The 20,925-nt window shown below is 64.1% G+C and carries 21 protein-coding genes; 3 read left to right on the forward strand and 18 right to left on the reverse strand.

All coding sequences use genetic code 11. From position 1 onward, the window contains the following. Nucleotides 1–28 precede the first annotated feature (28 nt). The 3 genes from GGR17_RS00795 (at nucleotide 29) to GGR17_RS00805 (ending at nucleotide 4,205) form a co-directional block, all read left to right on the forward strand. Nucleotides 29–1,636 carry a peptide chain release factor 3 gene (locus tag GGR17_RS00795; RefSeq protein WP_054538484.1) on the forward strand — a complete coding sequence of 536 codons (1,608 nt, stop codon included), beginning with the start codon at nucleotides 29–31 and terminating at the stop codon, nucleotides 1,634–1,636. A gap of 87 nt (nucleotides 1,637–1,723) precedes the next feature. After that, the gene (locus GGR17_RS00800) at nucleotides 1,724–2,623 is read left to right on the forward strand and encodes an SGNH/GDSL hydrolase family protein (protein ID WP_054538483.1); all 900 of its coding nucleotides are present in this window, start codon (nucleotides 1,724–1,726) and stop codon (nucleotides 2,621–2,623) included. Nucleotides 2,624–2,759: 136 nt separating this feature from the next. After that, complete coding sequence (locus tag GGR17_RS00805; protein WP_054538482.1) at nucleotides 2,760–4,205, forward strand: DEAD/DEAH box helicase; 1,446 nt, start codon at nucleotides 2,760–2,762, stop codon at nucleotides 4,203–4,205. 70 nt (nucleotides 4,206–4,275) lie between these two features. On the opposite strand, the gene GGR17_RS00810 is transcribed toward GGR17_RS00805, so the two are convergent. The 18 genes from GGR17_RS00810 to GGR17_RS00895 form a co-directional block, all read right to left on the reverse strand. Then, nucleotides 4,276–5,949: a ribonuclease J gene (locus GGR17_RS00810; protein ID WP_054538481.1), complete on the reverse strand. Its 1,674-nt coding sequence runs from the start codon at nucleotides 5,947–5,949 to the stop codon at nucleotides 4,276–4,278. Next, entirely contained in the window at nucleotides 5,946–6,725 is a 780-nt protein-coding gene (locus GGR17_RS00815) for a type III pantothenate kinase (RefSeq protein WP_054538480.1), read from the reverse strand. Before GGR17_RS00815 ends, GGR17_RS00810 begins: the two co-directional genes overlap by 4 nt. A gap of 10 nt (nucleotides 6,726–6,735) precedes the next feature. Beyond that, the gene (locus tag GGR17_RS00820) at nucleotides 6,736–7,500 is read right to left on the reverse strand and encodes a biotin--[acetyl-CoA-carboxylase] ligase (RefSeq protein WP_255353400.1); all 765 of its coding nucleotides are present in this window, start codon (nucleotides 7,498–7,500) and stop codon (nucleotides 6,736–6,738) included. Beyond that, nucleotides 7,490–8,932, reverse strand: a complete 1,443-nt coding sequence (nuoN, locus tag GGR17_RS00825; RefSeq protein ID WP_054538479.1) for an NADH-quinone oxidoreductase subunit NuoN — start codon at nucleotides 8,930–8,932, stop codon at nucleotides 7,490–7,492. The genes GGR17_RS00820 and nuoN overlap by 11 nt, the downstream gene beginning before the upstream one ends. Nucleotides 8,933–8,943: 11 nt before the next feature. Further along, entirely contained in the window at nucleotides 8,944–10,485 is a 1,542-nt protein-coding gene (locus GGR17_RS00830) for an NADH-quinone oxidoreductase subunit M (protein WP_037208796.1), read from the reverse strand. Continuing rightward, a complete protein-coding gene (gene nuoL / locus GGR17_RS00835; RefSeq protein ID WP_054538478.1) occupies nucleotides 10,485–12,608 on the reverse strand; it encodes an NADH-quinone oxidoreductase subunit L in 2,124 nt (707 codons plus the stop codon). The genes GGR17_RS00830 and nuoL overlap by 1 nt, the downstream gene beginning before the upstream one ends. Nucleotides 12,609–12,614: 6 nt before the next feature. Continuing rightward, complete coding sequence (gene nuoK, locus GGR17_RS00840) at nucleotides 12,615–12,920, reverse strand: NADH-quinone oxidoreductase subunit NuoK (RefSeq protein ID WP_037208793.1); 306 nt, start codon at nucleotides 12,918–12,920, stop codon at nucleotides 12,615–12,617. 120 nt (nucleotides 12,921–13,040) lie between these two features. Then, a complete protein-coding gene (locus tag GGR17_RS00845) occupies nucleotides 13,041–13,655 on the reverse strand; it encodes an NADH-quinone oxidoreductase subunit J (RefSeq protein ID WP_037208791.1) in 615 nt (204 codons plus the stop codon). Next, nucleotides 13,652–14,059 (reverse strand): carboxymuconolactone decarboxylase family protein, encoded by a 408-nt coding sequence (locus tag GGR17_RS00850; protein WP_054538477.1) that lies wholly within the window; start codon nucleotides 14,057–14,059, stop codon nucleotides 13,652–13,654. The genes GGR17_RS00845 and GGR17_RS00850 overlap by 4 nt, the downstream gene beginning before the upstream one ends. After that, on the reverse strand, nucleotides 14,056–14,547 hold the full coding sequence (gene nuoI / locus GGR17_RS00855; protein ID WP_037208788.1) for an NADH-quinone oxidoreductase subunit NuoI: 492 nt from the start codon (nucleotides 14,545–14,547) through the stop codon (nucleotides 14,056–14,058). Before nuoI ends, GGR17_RS00850 begins: the two co-directional genes overlap by 4 nt. Nucleotide 14,548: 1 nt before the next feature. Further along, a complete protein-coding gene (gene nuoH, locus GGR17_RS00860; protein WP_037208786.1) occupies nucleotides 14,549–15,589 on the reverse strand; it encodes an NADH-quinone oxidoreductase subunit NuoH in 1,041 nt (346 codons plus the stop codon). Nucleotides 15,590–15,600: 11 nt separating this feature from the next. Continuing rightward, nucleotides 15,601–16,011, reverse strand: a complete 411-nt coding sequence (locus GGR17_RS00865) for a hypothetical protein (protein WP_037208784.1) — start codon at nucleotides 16,009–16,011, stop codon at nucleotides 15,601–15,603. Between the two features lie 7 nt (nucleotides 16,012–16,018). After that, a complete protein-coding gene (nuoG, locus tag GGR17_RS00870) occupies nucleotides 16,019–18,028 on the reverse strand; it encodes an NADH-quinone oxidoreductase subunit NuoG (RefSeq protein WP_054538476.1) in 2,010 nt (669 codons plus the stop codon). A 6-nt stretch (nucleotides 18,029–18,034) separates the two neighbouring features. Then, nucleotides 18,035–18,484, reverse strand: a complete 450-nt coding sequence (locus tag GGR17_RS00875) for a DUF5333 domain-containing protein (protein ID WP_183314760.1) — start codon at nucleotides 18,482–18,484, stop codon at nucleotides 18,035–18,037. Further along, entirely contained in the window at nucleotides 18,484–18,705 is a 222-nt protein-coding gene (locus tag GGR17_RS00880) for a DUF805 domain-containing protein (RefSeq protein WP_054538474.1), read from the reverse strand. Before GGR17_RS00880 ends, GGR17_RS00875 begins: the two co-directional genes overlap by 1 nt. Nucleotides 18,706–18,710: 5 nt before the next feature. Further along, nucleotides 18,711–20,006: an NADH-quinone oxidoreductase subunit NuoF gene (gene nuoF / locus GGR17_RS00885; RefSeq protein ID WP_054538473.1), complete on the reverse strand. Its 1,296-nt coding sequence runs from the start codon at nucleotides 20,004–20,006 to the stop codon at nucleotides 18,711–18,713. 9 nt (nucleotides 20,007–20,015) lie between these two features. Further along, nucleotides 20,016–20,240 (reverse strand): DUF5337 domain-containing protein, encoded by a 225-nt coding sequence (locus tag GGR17_RS00890; protein ID WP_037208775.1) that lies wholly within the window; start codon nucleotides 20,238–20,240, stop codon nucleotides 20,016–20,018. A 31-nt stretch (nucleotides 20,241–20,271) separates the two neighbouring features. Next, complete coding sequence (locus GGR17_RS00895) at nucleotides 20,272–20,916, reverse strand: hypothetical protein (protein ID WP_054538472.1); 645 nt, start codon at nucleotides 20,914–20,916, stop codon at nucleotides 20,272–20,274. Nucleotides 20,917–20,925 lie beyond the last annotated feature (9 nt).

Genomic DNA, 20,925 nt, shown 5'->3' on the forward strand with positions numbered 1-20,925 from the left:
CCGCCGCCGCTTGCCTATATCCGGCCCCATGCTGGACGCACCCAAAAACCGCCCCGACCTGCCCGCCGAAATCGCCCGGCGGCGCACCTTTGCCATCATCTCGCATCCCGATGCGGGCAAGACGACGCTGACCGAAAAGTTCCTGCTCTATGGTGGCGCGATCCAGATGGCCGGGCAGGTACGCGCCAAGGGCGAGGCACGGCGTACGCGATCGGATTTCATGCAGATGGAAAAGGACCGGGGGATCTCGGTCTCGGCCTCGGCGATGTCGTTCGATTATGGCGACTTCCGCTTCAACCTGGTGGACACGCCCGGCCACAGCGACTTTTCCGAAGACACGTATCGCACGCTCACGGCGGTGGACGCGGCGGTGATGGTGATCGACGGCGCCAAGGGCGTGGAAAGCCAGACGCAGAAGCTGTTCGAGGTTTGCCGGCTGCGCGATCTGCCGATCCTGACCTTCTGCAACAAGATGGACCGCGAAAGCCGCGACACGTTCGAGATCATCGACGAAATTCAGGAAAACCTGGCGATCGACGTGACCCCGGCAAGCTGGCCGATCGGCACCGGGCGCGATTTTCTGGGCTGTTATGACCTGCTGCGCGACCGGCTGGAACTGATGGACCGCGCCGATCGCAACAAGGTGGCCGAGAGCATCAAGATCGAAGGGCTGGACGACCCGCTGCTGGAGCGGCACATCCCCGCCGACCTGCTGGACAAGCTGCGCGAAGAGGTCGAGATGGCGCGCGCGCTGTTGCCGCCGATGGACAGCCAGGCGCTGCTGGAGGGTACGCTGACGCCGATCTGGTTCGGATCGGCGATCAACTCTTTCGGCGTCAAGGAGCTGATGGACGGCATCGGTATCTATGGCCCCGAGCCGCAGGTGCAGGCCGCAGAGCCGCGCCAGATCGCCCCCGAGGAGACCAAGGTCACCGGTTTCGTGTTCAAGGTACAGGCCAACATGGACCCAAAGCACCGCGACCGCGTGGCGTTCCTGCGCCTGGCCTCGGGCCATTTCCAGCGCGGCATGAAGCTGACCCATGTGCGCACCAAAAAGCCGATGGCCGTGTCGAACCCGGTGCTGTTCCTCGCCTCCGACCGCGAGCTGGCCGAAGAGGCCTGGGCCGGCGATATCATCGGCATCCCCAACCACGGGCAATTGCGCATCGGCGACACGCTGACCGAGGGGGAATCCCTGCGCGTCAGCGGCATTCCAAGCTTCGCACCCGAACTTTTGCAAAACTGCCGCGCAGGCGACCCGATGAAGGCCAAGCATCTGGAAAAGGCGCTGATGCAATTCGCCGAGGAAGGTGCTGCGAAAGTGTTCAAACCGGCGATCGGGTCGGGCTTCGTGGTGGGCGTTGTCGGCCAGCTTCAGTTCGAGGTGCTGGCCAGCCGGATCGAGCTGGAATACGGGCTGCCGGTGCGGTTCGAATCCTCGCAGTTCACCAGCGCGCGCTGGGTGACCGGGCCGAAGGCGGCGGTGGACAAGTTCGTGAACGCCAACAAGGGCCATATCAGCCACGACAACGACGGTGATATCGTCTACATGACCCGTCTGCAGTGGGATATCGACCGGATCGCACGCGACTATCCAGAGGTAACCCTGAGCGCCACGAAAGAAATGCAGGTCTGATCCGGCCCGGCAAAAGGTTAACGCTGGACAGATTGCGCGCCGCTTCTATAGTTCAGCGCATATTCCTTGCCATGCCGGAATTGGATCGTGCTCACATTCCTGCGCCTGCTTTTGCTCGTCGCTCTGTTGTTCTGTGCCTTCACCGCCGGAGCCATCTGGAGCAGCACTTCCAACCGGCCGGCACAGCTTTTCGCCAGCACCAAGAGCAATATCCGGCAGATGCTCGGCCTGCCGAAACTCTGGGCGCCGCCGCCGGACGAGGCTGATCCGCTGGGCCGCACGCCCGTGCCCTGCCCCGACCCCGAGGCCACCTTCGTGGTGGTGACGGGCGGCCAATCGAACGCCGCCAACACCAACAGCCGCCAGACCGAAACCGCGCCGGGCGATGGCGTTTTCACCTGGTTCGCGGGCCAGTGTTTCACTACGCGCGATCCCGTGCTCGGGGCCTCGGCCACGGGCGGCAGCCTCTGGCCCGTGATCGGCAAGGGGGTGGCGGCCGAACTGGGCCGGCCCGTGCTGTTCATCAACGGCGCGATCGGCGGCACCCAGGTCAGCGACTGGCTGGACGAACGCTCGGGCTATCTCGGCGCGCTGGAGCGCCGGATCGGATCGGCGCAGGCTGCGGGATTCGAGCCGGATCTGGTGCTCTGGCATCAGGGCGAAACCGACGCGGGCGCCATGACCGACATGGCCGCGCTCGACGCACTGTTCCGGGCGCTGACGGGGCGCCTTCTGACGCTGATGCCGCAGAGCAGGCTTTATCTCTTTGGCGCGTCGAAATGCATCGGCGCAAACCGTGCCAACGGCGTGCCGGAGGTGGTGGCCGTGCAACGCGCGGTCGCGGATGCGAATGACAGGATCATGCGCGGGATGGACACAGATCAGCTGGACAATGACTTTCGCAAGGATGGCTGCCATTTCAACAGCCTCGGCCGTGACGCCATCGCCCGCCAGGTGGTGGCCGACATCGCCGCCGCCTTCCGATGAGCGCACACGGCCTGTTTCCTTGACGCGGCGCGCCCTTTGGCCTATGCATCCGGCCAAGTTGAAGGATCGGCAATACGGCCGGTCAGGCCGCGTGGAGTTGCGGCCGATTTGAACGCCGCAAACCCAAAGGGCCTACATGACCGAATTCGCAGACTTGGGGCTGGACCCCAAAGTGCTTTCAGCCGTATCCGACGCCAGCTATGAAACCCCGACCCCGATCCAGGCCGGGGCCATCCCCCCCGCCCTTGCCGGCCGCGATGTTCTGGGCATTGCCCAGACCGGCACCGGCAAGACCGCCAGCTTCACCCTGCCGATGATCACGATGCTGGCCAAGGGCCGCGCCCGTGCCCGCATGCCCCGCAGCCTGGTGCTGGCCCCCACACGGGAACTGGCCGCGCAGGTCGCCGAAAACTTCGACATCTACGCCAAGAACACCAAGCTGACCAAGGCGCTGCTGATCGGCGGCGTGTCGTTCAAGGAACAGGACCAGCTGATCGACAAGGGCGTCGATGTGCTGATCGCCACCCCCGGCCGCCTGCTTGATCATTTCGAGCGCGGCAAGCTGCTGCTCACCGGCGTGCAGATCATGGTGGTGGATGAGGCCGACCGGATGCTCGACATGGGTTTCATCCCCGATATCGAGCGTATCTTCCAGATGACGCCCTTCACCCGGCAGACCCTGTTCTTCTCGGCCACCATGGCGCCCGAGATCGAGCGGATCACCAACACCTTTCTGTCCAACCCGGTGAAGATCGAGGTCGCCCGCGCCGCGACCACCGGCGAGAATATCGAACAGGGCGTGGTGATGTTCCGCGCCAGCCGCAAGGACCGGCAGGCCAGCGAAAAGCGCGAGCTGCTGCGCGCGCTGATCGAGCAGGAGGGCGACGCCTGCACCAACGCCATCATCTTCTGCAACCGCAAGACCGAGGTCGATGTGGTGGCCAAATCGCTGACCAAATATGGTTATGACGCGGCCCCCATCCATGGCGATCTGGATCAGTCGCAGCGCACCAAGACACTGGATTCGTTCCGCGAGGGCAAGCTGCGCTTTCTCGTCGCCTCTGATGTGGCCGCGCGCGGGCTGGACGTGCCCGCCGTCAGCCATGTCTTCAACTACGACGTGCCCAGCCATGCCGAGGATTACGTGCACCGCATCGGTCGCACCGGCCGCGCCGGGCGCAAGGGCAAGACGCTGATGATCTGCGTGCCGCATGACGAAAAGAATTTCGCCAATATCGAAACGCTGGTAGGCAAGCCGATCCCGCGCGTGGAAAGCCCGATCAAGGGCGCCCCTGCCCCCGAAGAGCAAAGCGAACCGGGCGAAAAGGCTGAAAAACCGACCCCGACGAGCAGCCGCAAACGGTCGTCCCGCACGTCCAGCGCGAAATCCACAGAGACCGCAGCCCCCGCCCAGGCGTCGACGCCCCCGTCGAAATCATCTTCCTCCACACGCGGCAACGGATCGAAATCGTCGAAATCCTCGTCGAGCCGTTCCGGCAGCCGCCGTGACGAACCGGTGGTCGGCATGGGCGATCACATGCCCGCCTTCCTGACCCGTTCGTTCAAGGCCCCGGCAGACTAAGCCGGGGCACAGGGCAGTTCGGAATTTTCCGCGAAAATCATAGCGAATTTTCGCGGAAAACCTTGCCGGTTCAGGCCACCAGACGGCTGATCACCACCACGACCTCGGGCTTGCGCCCGATCTCCTGCAGCGCCACCTGGCGGGTGCGGCGGCGCAGCAGGTCTTCCAGCTTGTCGTCATCGGCCAGCGTCTTGTCGTCGGCCCGTGCGATCAACTGGGCCAGATCGCCCTCCAGCACCTCGGCCAGCGCGGCGTTCGAACTGCCGGTTTCCGGCAGGCCCTTCAGCTCGACCCAGGGTTCGCCCAGCGGCTCGTCGTCTTCGTCGATGATCAGCGTGACCATCACCAGCCCGTTCAGCGCCAGCCGGATACGGTCGCGCACGATGCCATCCAGCGCGCCGATCTGAACGCTGCCATCGAGATAGGTGCGCCCGGCCTCGATCTGCCCGACGACGCGCGGCGCCTTGCCGCTGAGGTCAAGCATGGTGCCGTTGGTCGCGATGGCGGCGGCAAATCCGTTTTCGGCGGCCAGCTTGACATGCTCACGCAGGTGCCGGTGTTCGCCGTGCATCGGCACCACCATCTGCGGCTTCATGATCTTGTGCACCGTCTCCAGATCTGGGCGGTTGGCGTGCCCGGACACGTGATAGAGATCGGCCGCGTCATCCACCACATCCACGCCCATTTCCGAAAACGCGTTGACGATATGGATCACGCCCTTTTCGTTCCCCGGAATGGTCTTTGACGAGAACAGGAACATGTCCCCTTCTTTCATCGACAGGCCCAGGTATTTGCCGCGCGAAAGCTGCGCCGAAGCCGCGCGCCGTTCGCCCTGGCTGCCGGTGACGATCAGCATCAGGTGATCGCGCGGAATACTGACGGCATCCTCTGGCGGCACCGTCGTCGGGAAATCGGTCAGCACGCCGCTTTCCACCCCGGCCTCGACCATGCGTCGCATCGCCCGCCCCAGCAGCACCACCGAACGCCCGGCATCGCGCCCGGCCTCGGCCAGCGTCTTTACCCGCGCGATGTTGGAGGCGAAGGTGGTTGCAACCACCATGCCCTCGGCTTTTTGCACAAGCTGGCGGATCGCCGGGCCGACAGACGATTCCGACCGCCCCGCATTGGGCGAGAACACATTGGTTGAATCGCAGATCAGCGCCTTGACGCCCTTGCCCGCGACCTCGGCCCACAAGGCCGGATCGAACGGGTCACCGACGCCGGGGGTTTCATCAAGCTTGAAGTCGCCGGTATGCACCAGCCGCCCGGCCGGCGTATCGATCACCATGCCAGAGCTTTCGGGGATCGAGTGCGAGACCGGCAGGAACGACACCGTGAACGGCCCCGCCTTGATCTTTTCGGGATATGCCGCGACGACCCGGATGATCGACGGATCCTGCCCTTTTTCCTCGAGCTTGCGCGCGGCGATATTGCCGGTGAAGGCGCGGGTATAGACCGGCGCCTTCAGGCGCGGCCACAACAGGCCCAGGGCCCCCACGTGATCTTCATGGGCATGGGTGATGAAAATCGCCTCAAGCCGGTCGGCACGGGCCTCCAGCCAGGCGATATCGGCGAAGATCAGATCGACGCCGGGGGTATTTTCCATCTCGGGGAAAGTCACCCCCACATCGACCAGGATCAGCCGTTCGTTGTCTGCCGGCCCGTAGCCGTAGACATAGGCATTCATCCCGATCTCTCCCGCTCCACCGAGGGGCAGGTAAATCAGTCGGTTCTTACTGCTCATAAAGCGCCGTTTTCCTTGTTATAGGCGTGAATCACGGTCAGGCCGTGCATCGTCAAATCATCTTCAATCGTGTCAAACAGGCCGTCGCCGGTGGCGAACAAAGGGGCCAGCCCGCCGGTGCCCACAACCTTCATCGGTTTTCCGTATTCTGCACGGATACGTTCGGATATTCCCTGGATCAGGCCGATATAGCCCCAGAAAATGCCGGATTGGATACAGGCCACGGTGTTGGTGCCTATTACCCTGTCCGGCTTGGTGATGTCCACATGCGGAAGCGCCGCAGCGCCCTGGTGCAGCGCCTCGAGGCTCAGGTTCACCCCCGGCGCGATCACCCCGCCCACATAGGCGCCATCCCCGGCAACCACATCGAAATTGGTGGCGGTGCCGAAATCGACCACCACGACATCGCCGCCATGCCGGTCGAACGCGCCGGCCGCATTGGCCAGCCGGTCGGGCCCGACCGCGGTGCCCGGATCGACCCGCGGCGCGACCGGCAACAGGCAGTCGGGCCGCCCCACGACCAATGGCCGCGTATTGAAATAGCGGTCGGTGAAGACGCGCAGGTTGAACACCACGCGCGGCACCGTGGAGGAAATGATCACATCGGTGATGTCGGCATCGATACCGTGGTGGCGCACCAGCGTGGTGTACCAGGTGAAATACTGATCCGCCGTGCGCTGATGCTCGGTCGAGGTGCGCAGCGTGCACAAGAAGCGCGTGCCGTCCCAGATCGAGAAAACCGTGTTGGTATTGCCGCAGTCGATGCAAAGGAGCATGAACCCCTCCCTAGAAATAGATGTCCGCCGCCGCGATGGCCCGGCGGCCCTGCGCCGTCTTTAGGATGAGATTGCCGGCCTCGTCCACCGTCTCGAACGTGCCGGTCACGTCTTCGCGGCCGGTGCGCGCGGTGATCACCTCGCCCAGCCGCGCGGCCTTGCTCAGCCACATGCGCCGGACCGGATCGAAGCCGAACTGGCCAAAGCGGGTTTCCCATTCGGCAAAGGCGCAGGCCAGTTCGAAAAGCACGCCTTGCGCCGGCAGCTTCGCCTGGCTGTAATCGGCCAGCGCCACCGGTGGCACCGCCCCCGGCTCGACCTCGACCGGCGCCGGGGCGGAGATCAGATTGATGCCGATGCCGATGCTCAGCCTGTCAGCCGCCCCGCCGGCGCCCTGCGCCTCGAGCAGTATTCCGGCCACCTTGCCGCCGGCCAGCAGCACGTCATTGGGCCATTTCAGCGCAAGCTGGCGCGCATCCACAACCTTGCGCAGCGTGTCGTAAAGTGCCAGCGAGGCAACGAAGGAGCGCAGCGCCGCCTGATCCGCAGGGCCGTTCGGCTGCATCACCAGGGTGGCGGCGAAATTGCCCTCGGGGTTCGCCCAGGCCCTTCCCCGCCGCCCGCGCGCGGCGGTCTGGCGCCGGGCCAGGATCCAGGTCGGCCCGGCAAGCGACGGCGCGCGGCGCGCCGCCTCGGCCATCGTGCTGTCGACCTCATCAAGGATGATCCGGTCGTACCCGTCAGGCCAGCCCGTCGAGTCGATGTCAGTTGACAAGGGTTTCGGCCGCGCTCAGCGCCAGCCCTTCGACCCCGAACAGGTTCACAACCCCCACCACCATGATCGCCGCCGAAGCCATCAGAAAGGCCCAGAGCACCGGGTTCATGGTGCCGTCGAGCCCCGCTTCCTGCTCCTGGCCGAAATACATGTAATAGACGATCCGCAGATAGTAGAACGCCCCGATCACCGAGGCGATCACGCCCGCGATGGCCAGCCAGGCATAGCCCGCGTCGACCGCTGCCATCAGCACGTAGAACTTGCCGAAAAAGCCGACCAGCGGCGGCACACCCGCCAGGCTGAACAGAAGCACCATCATCGCCAGCGCCCGCAGCGGCTCGCGCTTCGAATACATGTTGAGCGCGCCGATATCTGTCACCGGCTGCCCGTCCTTTTCCATCGCAAGGATAAAGGCGAAGGTGCCGACATTCATGGTGACGTAGATCGCCATGTAGATCAGCATAGCCTGAACACCGCCCGCGGTTCCGGCGGCCAGCCCCATCAGCGCATAGCCCATATGCGCGATCGACGAATAGGCCATCAGCCGCTTGATGTTGCGCTGGCTGATCGCAGCGACAGCCCCGAGGAACATCGACAGCAACGACAGCAGCGCGATCACCTGCCCCCAGTCATGGGTGACATGGCCGAACGCGTCGAACATCACGCGGGCGAACAGGCCCATCGCCGCCATCTTGGGCGCGGTGGAAAAGAAGGCGGTGACGGGCGTGGGCGAGCCTTCGTAGACATCCGGCGTCCACATGTGGAACGGCACCGCCGACACCTTGAACGCCAGACCGCAGATCATGAAGACCAGCCCGAACAGCAGGCCGAGCGAGATCCCGTCTTCCGACGCGGTGGTGATGATGCCCGAGAACAGCGTGGTGCCGCTATAGCCATAGGTCAGCGACGCCCCGTAAAGCAGCATGCCCGAGCTGAGCGCGCCGAGGACGAAATACTTCAGCCCGGCCTCTGTCGATTTCGCGCTGTCGCGCCGCAGCGACGCGACGACATAGAGCGAGAGCGACTGCAGCTCCAGCCCCATATAGAGCGACATCAGATCGCCGGACGAGACCATCATCATCATGCCGACGATCGCCAGCGCCACCAGAACGGGAAACTCGAACCGCAGCAGCCCCAGACGCGCCATGTAATCCTGTGCCATCAACAGCACCGCCGCGCCCGACACCAGGATCACCACCTTGGCGAACCGCGCGAAGCCGTCGTCGATGAAGGCGCCGTTGAACGCGGTATCGGTGCCGCCGCCGGAGAAACCGACCCAGACCGCCAGCGCCAGGAACACCGCCGCGGTGATCCAGACAAGCAGCGGCGCGGTCTTGTCCTTGCCGGTATAGACCCCGAAGAGCAGCGCCCCCATGGCGAAGACCGCCAGCAGGATCTCGGGCAGGATAACGGAGAAATCGGCAGAGGTCATCGCGCTCCCCTTCAGTGCTGTGCAAGCCGGACGGCGATGTCGCTGTCATGCAGCGCCGTCTGGTGGGTTGAAACGAGGGCCTCGACCGAGGGGCCGATGATATCGGTGATCAGGCTGGGATAGACGCCCAGCAGCAGGGTCATGACGATCAGCGGGGCAAAGATCGCCCGCTCGCGCCCGGTCATGTCGGTGATCGTGCGCAGGCTCTCCTTGATCAGGTCGCCGAACACCACCCGGCGATAGAGCCACAGCGCATAGCAGGCCGACAGGATCACACCCGATGTCGCCACCACCGCCACCCAGGTGTTGACCTGGAAGACACCCGTCAGGGTCAGAAACTCGCCCACGAACCCGCTGGTGCCCGGCAGGCCGACATTGGCCATGGTGAACAGCATGAACACCAGCGCATAGGCCGGCATCCGGTTCACGAGGCCGCCGTAAGCGTCGATCTCGCGCGTGTGCATCCGGTCATAGATCACGCCGACGCACAGGAACAGCGCGCCAGACACGAACCCGTGGCTGATCATCTGGAAGATCGCGCCATCCAGCCCCTGCTGGTTGGCTGCGAAAATCCCCATGGTGACAAAGCCCATATGCGCGACCGAGGAATAGGCGATCAGCTTTTTCATGTCCGACTGCACCAGCGCCACGAGGCTGGTATAGACGATGGCGATGGCCGACAGCCACAGCACCAGCGGCGCCAGCAGATCGCTTGCCACCGGGAACATCGGCAGGCTGAACCGCAGAAAGCCGTAGCCCCCCATCTTCAGCAGGATCGCGGCCAGCACGACCGAACCCGCGGTGGGCGCCTGCACGTGCGCGTCGGGCAGCCAGGTATGCACCGGCCACATCGGCATCTTCACCGCGAAGCTGGCGAAGAAGGCCAGCCACAGCAACGTCTGCATCCCGCCGACGATCTGCCAGCCCAGCAGGCTGATCGCACCGGTGCTGAACTGATGGGTCAGCAGCGTCGGAATGTCTGTCGTTCCCGCCTCCATATACATGGCGATCATGGCGACCAGCATCAGGACGGACCCGAGGAAGGTGTAGAGGAAGAACTTGAACGCCGCATAGATGCGATTCTTGCCGCCCCAGATGCCGATGATCAGGAACATCGGGATCAGCCCGCCTTCGAAGAACAGGTAGAACAACACCAGATCAAGCGCGCAGAACACGCCCAGCATCAGGGTTTCCAGCACCAGAAAGGCGATCATGTATTCCTTGACCCGCACCTTCACATCCCAGCAGGCCGCGATGGTCAGCGGCATCAGGAAGGTGGTCAGCATCACGAACAGCACCGAAATGCCATCGACGCCCATCTTGTACTTCAGCCCCATCAGCCAGTCACGTTCCTCGACGAACTGAAAGCCGGTGTCGGCCGGGTCGAACCCGAACAGCAGAAACAGCGACACCAGGAAGGTGAAGGTGGTGGCGATCAGCGCGACCCATTTGGCATTGCGCTGCGCCGCCTCATCTTCTCCGCGCAGGAAAAACGCCAGCACCACCGCCGCGATCAGCGGAATGAAGGTGATCATCGACAGAAGGTTTTCCATCACTCAGCCCCCCCGCTGATCGCCATCCACGTGATCAGGACAACAACCCCGATCACCATGGCAAAGGCATAGTGGAACAGATAGCCCGACTGGGCCCGCCCCGCGAGGCGCGTGAAGAAGGGAATGACCCCCATCGCGACCCCGTTGATCGACCCGTCGATCACGTTGCCGTCGCCGCGCCGCCACAGGAAACCGCCCAGCCATCTGGCCGGCCGCACGAAGAGAAAATCGTAGACCTCGTCGAAATACCATTTGTTCAGCAGGAACAGGTAGAGCGGCCGCTGGCTTTCGGCCAGTTTCTTCGGCAGCGCCGGGTTCACGATATAGAACAGATAGGCGACGGCCAGCCCGATCAGCATCGCGATGAAGGGCGAGACCTTGACCCATGCGGGCGCGTGGTGCGCGTCGTCGATCACGTGATTGTCCGGGCCCATGAAGATAGCGCCAACGGGCGCGGTGCCGGCGGAATGCGCCGCCGCCGTCTCTGCAGGTCCTGTGTCGGCCATGGTGGCGGCGTTATCCGTGGCGACCTCGCCATGCGCGGCGTCGCCCGCCGTCTCCTCCGTGCCATGCCCGGCCTCTGCCGCAACCTCATGCGCGGGGATGCCGAAGAAGCGGTTCAGCTTGTCATGATCGCCGAAGAACGGGCCGTAAAACACCATGCCGGAGAAGATGGCGCCGATGGCCAGAACCCCGAGCGGGATCAGCATGACCCGCGGGCTTTCATGCGCGTGATCATGGGTGTGCTTGTCGCCCCGCGCGGTGCCGAAGAAGGTCATGAACATCAGCCGCCAGCTGTAGAAGCTGGTGAAACAGGCCGCGATGACCAGCATCCAGAAGGCATAGCCGGTGCCGCCCGCATAGGCGCTTTCGATGATCGCGTCTTTCGACAGGAAACCGGCAAAGCCGATGCTGGTCAGCGGGATGCCGACACCGGTGATGGCCAGCGTGCCGATCATCATCGCCCAGTAAGTCAGCGGGATCTTTTTGCGCAGGCCGCCATAATTCCGCATGTCCTGTTCGTGATGCATCGCGTGGATCACCGATCCCGCGCCAAGGAACAGCATCGCCTTGAAGAACGCGTGGGTCAGCAGGTGGAACATCGCCGCCGAATAGACGCCGACCCCCGCCGCCACGAACATGTAGCCGAGCTGCGAGCAGGTCGAATATGCAATCACCCGCTTGATGTCATTCTGTACCAGCCCGACGGTGGCCGCGAAGAACGCGGTGCTGGCGCCCAGGAACACGATGAACCCGGTGGCGCCCGGCGCGTATTCATAGAGCGGCGACATGCGGCAGACCAGGAACACCCCGGCGGTGACCATCGTCGCGGCGTGAATCAGCGCCGACACCGGTGTCGGGCCTTCCATCGCGTCGGGCAGCCAGGTGTGCAGGAACAGCTGCGCCGATTTGCCCATCGCGCCGATGAACAGCAGAACCCCGATCAGGTTGGCCGCGTTCCAGTCGCGCCACAGAAAGCTCAGCTGCGTTTCGGCCAGCATCGGGCCGGCGGCGAAGACATCATCGAACAGCAGGCTGTCGGTCACGAAGAACAGCGCGAACATGCCCAGCAGGAAACCGAAATCGCCGACCCGGTTGACGATGAACGCCTTCATCGCCGCGTTGTTGGCCGAAGGTTTCTTCCAGTAGAAGCCGATCAGCAGGTAAGAGGCAACGCCGACCCCTTCCCAGCCGAAGAACATCTGCAGCAGGTTGTCGGCGGTGACCAGCGCCAGCATGGCGAAGGTGAAGAACGACAGATAGGCGAAAAAGCGGGCCTTGTAGGGTTCGTCCTCGCCCCATTGCGGGTCATGCGCCATGTAGCCGAAGCTGTAGAGATGCACGAGCGACGATACCGTGGTGACCACGATCAGCATGATCGCCGTCAGCCGGTCCAGCCGGATCGCCCATTCGGTTGCCAGCGAACCGCTTTCCACCCAGCGCATGATCGGGATCTGCACCATCTCGCCGTCGAACGACAGGAAAACGATCCAGCTGAGCAGGCAGGCCAGGAACAGCAGGCCGGTGGTGATCCATTGCGCCGCGGCCTCGCCGATCAGGCGCCAGCCGAAGCCCGCGATGATCGCGCCGATCAGCGGCGCGAAGAGGATGATGCTTGTCATGGTCGCTTACCCCTTCATCACGTTGACGTCTTCGACCGCGATCGTGCCGCGGGTCCGGAAGAAGCAGACCAGAATGGCCAGGCCGATGGCGGCCTCGGCGGCGGCCACCGTCAGCACGAACAGCGTGAAGACCTGCCCGGCCAGATCCCCCAGATAGGAAGAGAAGGCGACGAAGTTGATGTTGACCGCCAGCAACATCAGTTCGATCGACATCAGGATGACGATGACGTTCTTCCGATTGAGGAAGATGCCGAAAATCCCGATGACAAAAAGCGCTGCGGCAACCGCCAGGTAGTGTTCCAGTCCAATCATGTCGTCCCTCCGGGCGTTTCGCCCGATTTCCGTCTTTCCCTGGCCCCCGCCCCCGCTTTCGCGAAGGTGGCGAAGGCCACAGCCTAAACCGCCGCGCCCGTCATCCCGCCCAGGCGGGGATCAAAGCCCCTGCCCCGGCTTCACGTCCTTCAGCTCCATCGCCTTGGCCGGGTCGCGATAGATCTGCGCCAGAATGTCCTGGCGCTTGATATCCGTGCGGTGGCGCAGCGTCAGCACGATGGCCCCGATCATCGCCACCAGCAGGATCAGACCCGCCGCCTGGAACATATAGATATAGTCGTCATAGATAAGCTGCCCCAGCGCGGCGGTGTTGTGCACCTGATCCGCGTCCGGCGTTACCGCGCCGCGCAGCGCCTGCGCCTGATCGGCGAAATCCCAGACGCCGAACACCATGCCCAGCTCCATCAGCAGCACGACGCCGATCAGCCCGGCCAGCGGCACATAGCGCGCCATTTCCGCCTTCAGCTCGGCGAAATCGACATCCAGCATCATCACCACGAACAGGAACAGCACCGCCACCGCGCCGACATAGACGATGATCATCAGCATCGCCACGAACTCGGCGCCCAGCAGCACGAACAGCCCGGCCGAGGACAGGAACGCCAGGATCAGCCACAGGACCGAATGCACCGGGTTTTTCGAAACCACCACGAACATCCCCGCCGCGACCACCACGATGGCAAAGCAGTAGAAGGCGAAATCGGCCACGCTCATGCGCTGTCCTCCTCGAGATCCTTGAACACCTCCTGCGCCAGGCGCAGGGCGTGGGTCATGGCGGGAATACCGCCCAGCATCGCCATCTGATAGATCACCTCGGCGATCTCCTGCTGGCTAGCGCCGGCCTCCAGCGCGTGGCGCACGGTCAGCTTGAACTGCGGTTCGGCCTGGGCACCCAGCACGGTCAGCCCGGCCAGCACCACCAAAAGACGGGTCTTGGCATCCAGCCCGTCCTTGTTGAAGGCGTTGCCCCACATCATGTCCATGAAGTTGCGCGGCATGGTCGGCATCAGCTTGTCGAACCCGTGCACCTGAAAGCTTTCCAGCGCCGGATTGAAAGCCTTGGCCATCGCGTGGCTCTGCTCCAGCATCCGCTCAAACATCTTTGTGAAATCGCTCATCGGTACGGTGCATCCAGTTCGAGGTTGCGCGCGATCTCGGCCTCCCACTGCTCTCCGTTTTCGAGCAGTTTCGCCTTGTCATAGAACAGCTCTTCGCGCGTCTCGGTAGAGAACTCGAAATTCGGGCCCTCGACGATGGCATCCACCGGACAGGCTTCCTGACAGAAGCCGCAATAGATGCATTTGGTCATGTCGATGTCATAGCGTGTGGTGCGGCGGCTGCCGTCCTCGCGCGGTTCGGCGTCGATGGTGATGGCCTGTGCGGGGCAGATCGCCTCGCACAGCTTGCAGGCGATGCAGCGCTCTTCGCCATTCGGATAGCGGCGCAGCGCATGCTCGCCGCGGAACCGGGGCGAGAGCGGGCCCTTTTCATGCGGGTAGTTGATCGTGGCCTTGGGGGCGAAGAAATACTTGAAGCCCAGCCGGAAGCCGTTGATGAAATCGGCCAGCAAAAAGTAGCGGGTCGCGCGGGTATAGTCGATTGCCATGTCAGCCTCCGATAGCCCAGCGGGCGTATGCGCCGCCGAAAAGTTCGAAATGCGCGGCGAATGCCACCAGCACGACCCAGATCAGCGACATCGGCAGGAACACCTTCCAGCCCAGCCGCATCAGCTGGTCATAGCGATAGCGCGGTACGATCGCCTTCACCATGGCGAACATGAAGAAAACGAGCGTCATCTTCCCGACCATCCACAGAAAACCGTCGGGCAGGCCCGGCACCGGCGACAGCCAGCCGCCGAAGAACAGCAGCGTGGTCAGCGCGCACATCAGAACCACCGCCGTCAGTTCGCCGATCATGAACAGCAGGAAGGGCGTCGCGGAATATTCCACCTGATAACCTGCCACCAGCTCCGACTCGGCCTCGGGCAGATCGAAGGGCGGGCGGTTGGTTTCGGCCAGGGCCGAGACGAAGAACAGCACCACCATCGGCAGATGCGGCAGCCAGTACCAGCTGAACAGCCCATAGCGGCCCTCCTGCGCCTGCACGATATCGCTCAGGTTCAGCGAGCCGGTGGACAGGATCACGCCTATGATGATCAGGCCGATCGACACCTCATAGGAAATCATCTGCGCGGCGGAGCGGAGCGAACCCAGAAACGCGTATTTGGAGTTCGACGCCCAGCCGCCCATGATCACGCCATATACCTCGAGCGACGAGATCGCGAGGATATAGAGGATGGCCACGTTCAGGTCGGAAATCACCCAGCCGTCATTGAACGGCACCACCGCCCAGGCGATCATCGCCAGAACGAAGCTGATCATCGGCGCCAGCAGGAACACGACCTTGTCGGATCCTGCGGGAATGACCACTTCCTTGACGATGTACTTGATGAAATCGGCGAAGGACTGCAACAGGCCGAACGCCCCCACGACGTTGGGGCCCTTGCGCATCTGCACCGCGGCCCAGACCTTGCGGTCGGCATACATCAGGAAGGCCAGCGCAACCAGCAGCGGAACAACAAGCAACAGGCATTGCCCCAATACAAGCAATGCGATCCCCAGGTTGGTTGTCGTGAAGAATTCGACCATTATTCAGCCTTTCACACCGTCGGTATTCCTTCATCGGCGCAGTTCGCCACCGCTACTTCGGCGTCGATGGTCTGCACGCCGCGAGGCAGCGCAGGCGAGATTGTGTAAACAGCATCCGCCTGCCAAACGCCACCCTCTTCTGCCACATTCGTGCGCACATGACGCGCAAAACCGTAGCCCCGGATCAGCGTGTATTGCGCCGCCGCGCATTTCGCATAGCGCGTCACGTCTTCCTGCCCGCGCGCGCCTTCCATACGGACCACGACATTCACCAGATCGCCGTCCAGAAGCCGCGTTTCCACCCCGTGATAAGCCGGCGCGAACGGCGCCTGGGCGGCCCCGTCTTCGGCCGCCGGCGCACAGGCCGCCGCCCCGCCCGCAAGGGCAAGGCTGAGCGGCAGGGAAAGATGGCGGTATGCCATGCGCGCCCTACTCCGCCGCCACCGGCGCGTCGCGGCGCGCCCGTTCATTCGCGCTCAACTCGGCCATCAGGGCCGAGGCGCGCGCGATCGGGTTGGTCAGATAGAAATCCGTGATCGCCGCGCGGAACCAGCCCTTGTCGAGCCGGACGGCGGGCAGCGGCGCCCAGTCATTCGCCGGCACCTGATCGATCATCGCCAGATGCGGCACCTCGGCCACCAGCGCCTGCCGCAGCTGCGCAAGGCTGTCATAGGGCAGCGCCTGCCCCAGTTCGCCCGACAGCGCCCGCAGGATCGCCCAGTTTTCCTTGGCCTCGCCCGGCGGAAAACCGGCGCGCAGCGCCAGCTGGGGCCGGCCTTCGGTGTTCACGAACAGGCCCTGCTCTTCGGTATAGGCCGCGCCCGGCAGGATGATGTCGGCGCGATGCGCGCCCCGGTCACCATGGCTGCCCTGATAGATCACCATGGGCCCCTCGGCGATCTCGATCTCGTCAGCGCCGAGGTTATAGACCACCTCCGCCCCGTCCAGCGCAGCGTCGATGCCGCCTTCGGTCACACAGCCCGCATCCATCGCGCCTACGCGCCCGGCGGCGGTGTGCAGCACCAGGAACCCGGCGCCCAGCTTGCCGGCCAGCGTCATCGCCTGGCCCAGAACGGCCTCGCCATCGCCTTCCTGAATCGCGCCCTGCCCCAGGATGACAAGCGCGCCCGGCTGCTTTTCGGCGCTGCCGACCAGCCGGTTCAGCACGCCCCGGCCCGGCCCGTGGTTTACCACGTCATAGGTCAGGTCTTCCGCCTGCCCGATCAGATGCACCTCGGCCCCGGCCAGCCAGGCCTTGCGGATGCGCGCGTTCAGCACCGGCGCCTCTTGCCGCGGATCGGAGCCGATCAGGTAGATCTGCCGTGCCGTGTCGATCTCCTCGATCGCGGCGGTCCCGACATAGGCAGAGCGGTTTCCGGCGGGCAGCTTCGCGCCGTCGGTGCGGCATTCGACCGTGCCGCCCAGCCCCTCGACAAGCTGCTTGAGCGCGAAGGCGGCCTCGACCGGGGCCAGATCGCCGATAAGCCCGGTAAGCTTGCCCCCCTTCATCGCCGCAGCGGCCTGCGAAAGCGCCTCGCCCCAGCTTGCGGGGCGCAGCTTGCCGTTTTCACGGATATACGGGCGATCCAGCCGCTGGCGGCGCAGCCCGTCCCAGACGAACCGCGTCTTGTCGGAAATCCATTCCTCGTTCACGCCGTCGTGGTTGCGCGGCAAGAACCGCATCACTTCGCGGCCCCTGGTATCCACCCGGATGTTCGAGCCGAGCGCATCCATCACGTCGATGCTTTCCGTCTTGGTCAGCTCCCACGGACGGGCGGTAAAGGCGTAAGGCTTTGAAACCAGGGCACCGACCGGGCACAGGTCGATGATGTTGCCCTGCAGGTTGCTGTCGAGCGTCTCGCCCAGATAGCTGGTGATCTCGGCATCCTCGCCGCGTCCTGTCTGGCCCATCTGGGCAATCCCGGCCACCTCGGTGGTGAAGCGAACGCAGCGCGTGCAGGAAATGCAGCGCGTCATGTGGGTTTCGACCAGCGGGCCGAGATCGAGATCCTCGGTCGCGCGCTTGGGCTCGCGGTAGCGGCTGAAATCAACGCCATACGCCATCGCCTGATCCTGCAGGTCGCATTCGCCGCCCTGATCGCAGATCGGGCAATCGAGCGGGTGGTTGATCAGCAGGAATTCCATCACCCCTTCGCGGGCCTTCTTGACCATGGGCGAATTGGTCTTGATCACCGGCGGCGCGCCTTCGGGGCCGGGGCGCAGATCCTTGACCTGCATCGCGCAGCTCGCGGCGGGCTTGGGCGGGCCGCCCACGACCTCGACGAGGCACATCCGGCAGTTGCCCGCGATCGAAAGCCGTTCGTGATAGCAAAAGCGCGGCACTTCGATGCCCGCCTGCTCGCAGGCCTGAATCAGGGTCATGGCGGGATCGACCTCGATCTCGGTGCCATCAATGATAATCTTGCGCAGGTCCGCCATGATCTCTCACTTCGCTTTCAAAAGAACGCCGATCTGGCTGTTCCGTTCGATTTCGTAATACCCTGCCTGGCAATAGGAGTCGGGCACATCAAGGTCCACCCCCCTGGCCACCAGATAGCGGCGCGCGGCACTCATGACGCGCGCCTTTTCGGCCTTGTCCTCGACAAAGGCTTCGATCTCGTCATCCGAAAAACCGGCCGCCTTGGCCTTGGCCTCCAGGCCGCGGGCAAAGAAATACGCGCTGACCATCCGGGCCGAGATCGTGCTGCAGTTGGTGCGGATCAGATCGCCGACGGCGATGACCGTCAGGCCGTTGTTGATTTCCTTGTGGTCGCGCAGGCTGTTGGCCCCGGCCGCGCCTGTCGCCGCCGTCAGGCACAGCGCCAGCGCCGCCGCCAGACCACCGCCCGCCAGCCGCCGCCCCGCGCCTTGTCCATGCTGGCTCTGTTTCATCATCAGACGTCTGGTCCTTTCGCCGTATCCACCGGCCATGCCTTGAACGCCAGCACGTACACAATGATCAGGTTGACGACCGGGATCAGCATCAGAAGCGAGATCCAGCCGCTGTGGCCGGTGCGCTTCCACAACTGGAAGAACGGGATGATCAGGATCAGCGCCGGGATGGTCATCATCACCAGCGCCGGGAAACCTGTTACTTCGTAATAGTGTGATCTCATGAGTTCTACTCCGCTGCCACGGCGCTGACGCGCCCGGTGCGCTTGTACTTAATCCGGTCTTCGATCTCGTCACGGAAATGCCGGATCAGGCCCTGAATGGGCCAGGCCGCCGCATCGCCGAGCGCGCAGATCGTGTGGCCCTCGACCTGCTTTGTCACGTCCAGCAGCATGTCGATCTCCTCGACCTCGGCCTCGCCCGTGACCAGCCGTTCCATCACCCGCATCATCCAGCCGGTGCCTTCGCGGCAGGGCGTGCATTGCCCGCAGGATTCATGCTTGAAGAATTTCGACAGGCGCCAGACCGCCTTAATCACATCGGTGCTCTGATCCATCACGATCATGCAGCCGGTGCCGAGCGAGGACTTGTTCTCGCGCATCCAGTCGAAATCCATGATCGCGTCTTCGCACATGTCCTTGGGCAGAATCGGGCAGGACGCGCCGCCGGGGATGATCGCCTTGAGGTTATCCCAGCCGCCGCGGATGCCGCCGCCGTGCTTTTCGATCATCTCGCGCATCGACATCGACATGGCTTCCTCGACCACGCAGGGCGTGTTCACATGGCCCGTCATCGCAAAGAGCTTGGTGCCCACGTTGTTGGGCCGCCCGAAGCTGGAAAACCACGCGCCGCCCCGGCGCAGGATTGTCGGCACGACGGCGATGGATTCGACGTTGTTCACCGTGGTCGGGCAGCCATACAGGCCCGCCCCCGCCGGGAAGGGCGGCTTCATGCGCGGCATGCCCTTGCGGCCCTCGAGGCTTTCCAGAAGCGCGGTTTCCTCGCCGCAGATATAGGCGCCGGCGCCATGCGCCAGATACAGGTCGAAATCCCAGCCGGAACCGGCGGCATTCCTGCCCAGGAGCCCGGCATCATAGGCCTCGTCGATCGCGGCCTGCAGCGCCTCGCGCTCGCGGATATATTCGCCGCGGATGTAGATATAGCTGGCATGGGCGCCCATCGCGAAGCTGGCGATCAGCGCGCCCTCGATCAGCGTGTGCGGATCGTGGCGCATGATCTCGCGGTCCTTGCAGGTCGCGGGTTCGGATTCGTCGGCGTTGATCACCAGGTAATGCTGGCGGCCGTCGCTTTCCTTCGGCATGAAAGACCATTTCAGACCGGTGGGAAACCCCGCCCCGCCCCGGCCGCGCAGGCCCGATGCCTTCATCTCGTCGATGATCCAGTCGCGGCCCTTCTCGATGATGCCCGATGTGCCATCCCAGTGACCGCGACGGCGGGCGCCGGCAAGCGTGCGCTCGTCCATGCCATAGAGATTGGTGAAGATACGGTCTTCGTCCTTCAGCATTGCTTACCCTCAATTATCCCGGCGCTTGCGCCAGATCTGATATGTCACCACCAGCGCCCAGAACAGCGCCGCCAGCGCGGCAAAGTCGAACAGAAACGCATAGCGGGCCGGAAGCCCCAGCGCGGCGCCAAGCCATTGGGCGCCCATCCACAGAAGCATGGCACCCGCAATCACCAGCGCCGCGATGCGGCCCTGGCGTGCTGTGTCTTTGTCCGTGTCCTGCCCCCGTGGCATGCTCACCTCAGTATACGCCGCCCTTGCCGACCTACTTTGAAAACGCCGTCTCGCCGCCTTCGGCCAGACGCTTTGCCTGCGCCACCCAATCGTCGCGGGTGACGCGGCCCTTGAACCCTTTCAGGTTCTGGTCGACCCATGCGACCTCGTCCTTGCTCCACCCGGCGACCTGATCGAAGTGATAAAAGCCAAGCTCGTGCAGAAGCTGCTCCAGCTTCGGGCCGACGCCCTTGATCATCTTCAGGTCATCCGCGCCGCCGCCGCGCGGCGCCGTCAGAGCCGCGGGCCGGATGCCCTCTCCGGCGGCGCCGGGCGTTTCAGCCGCAGGTTCCATGGCGGCAACCGGCACGGGCGCCGGCTCCGCGGTCGCTATGGGGGCCGGTTCCACTGCGCGCGCCTTCGGCTGCGGCGCCGGTTCCGGCACTGCCGTGCCCGACACAAGCGCGACCGGATCCACCGGCTCGGTCGCCGGGGCGGTGCGCACCCGTTCGGCGGGGCGGCAGATCAGCCAGGTCAGGAACATTCCCACAAGGATCGCGGCCACAAGCCCGACGAACATCGCGGCCAGCCACGACAGGTCGCCAAGCAGGAGAAAGACCATGACCACGAAGCCGACAACCGCCGCAGCGATCCACAGCTTCAGCGCACAGCCCATGTCCTTCGATGTTTCCGCCATAGTTCCTCT

Origin of the sequence: Actibacterium naphthalenivorans (genome assembly GCF_014196965.1) — a bacterium.
Taxonomy (GTDB): domain Bacteria; phylum Pseudomonadota; class Alphaproteobacteria; order Rhodobacterales; family Rhodobacteraceae; genus Actibacterium_A; species Actibacterium_A naphthalenivorans.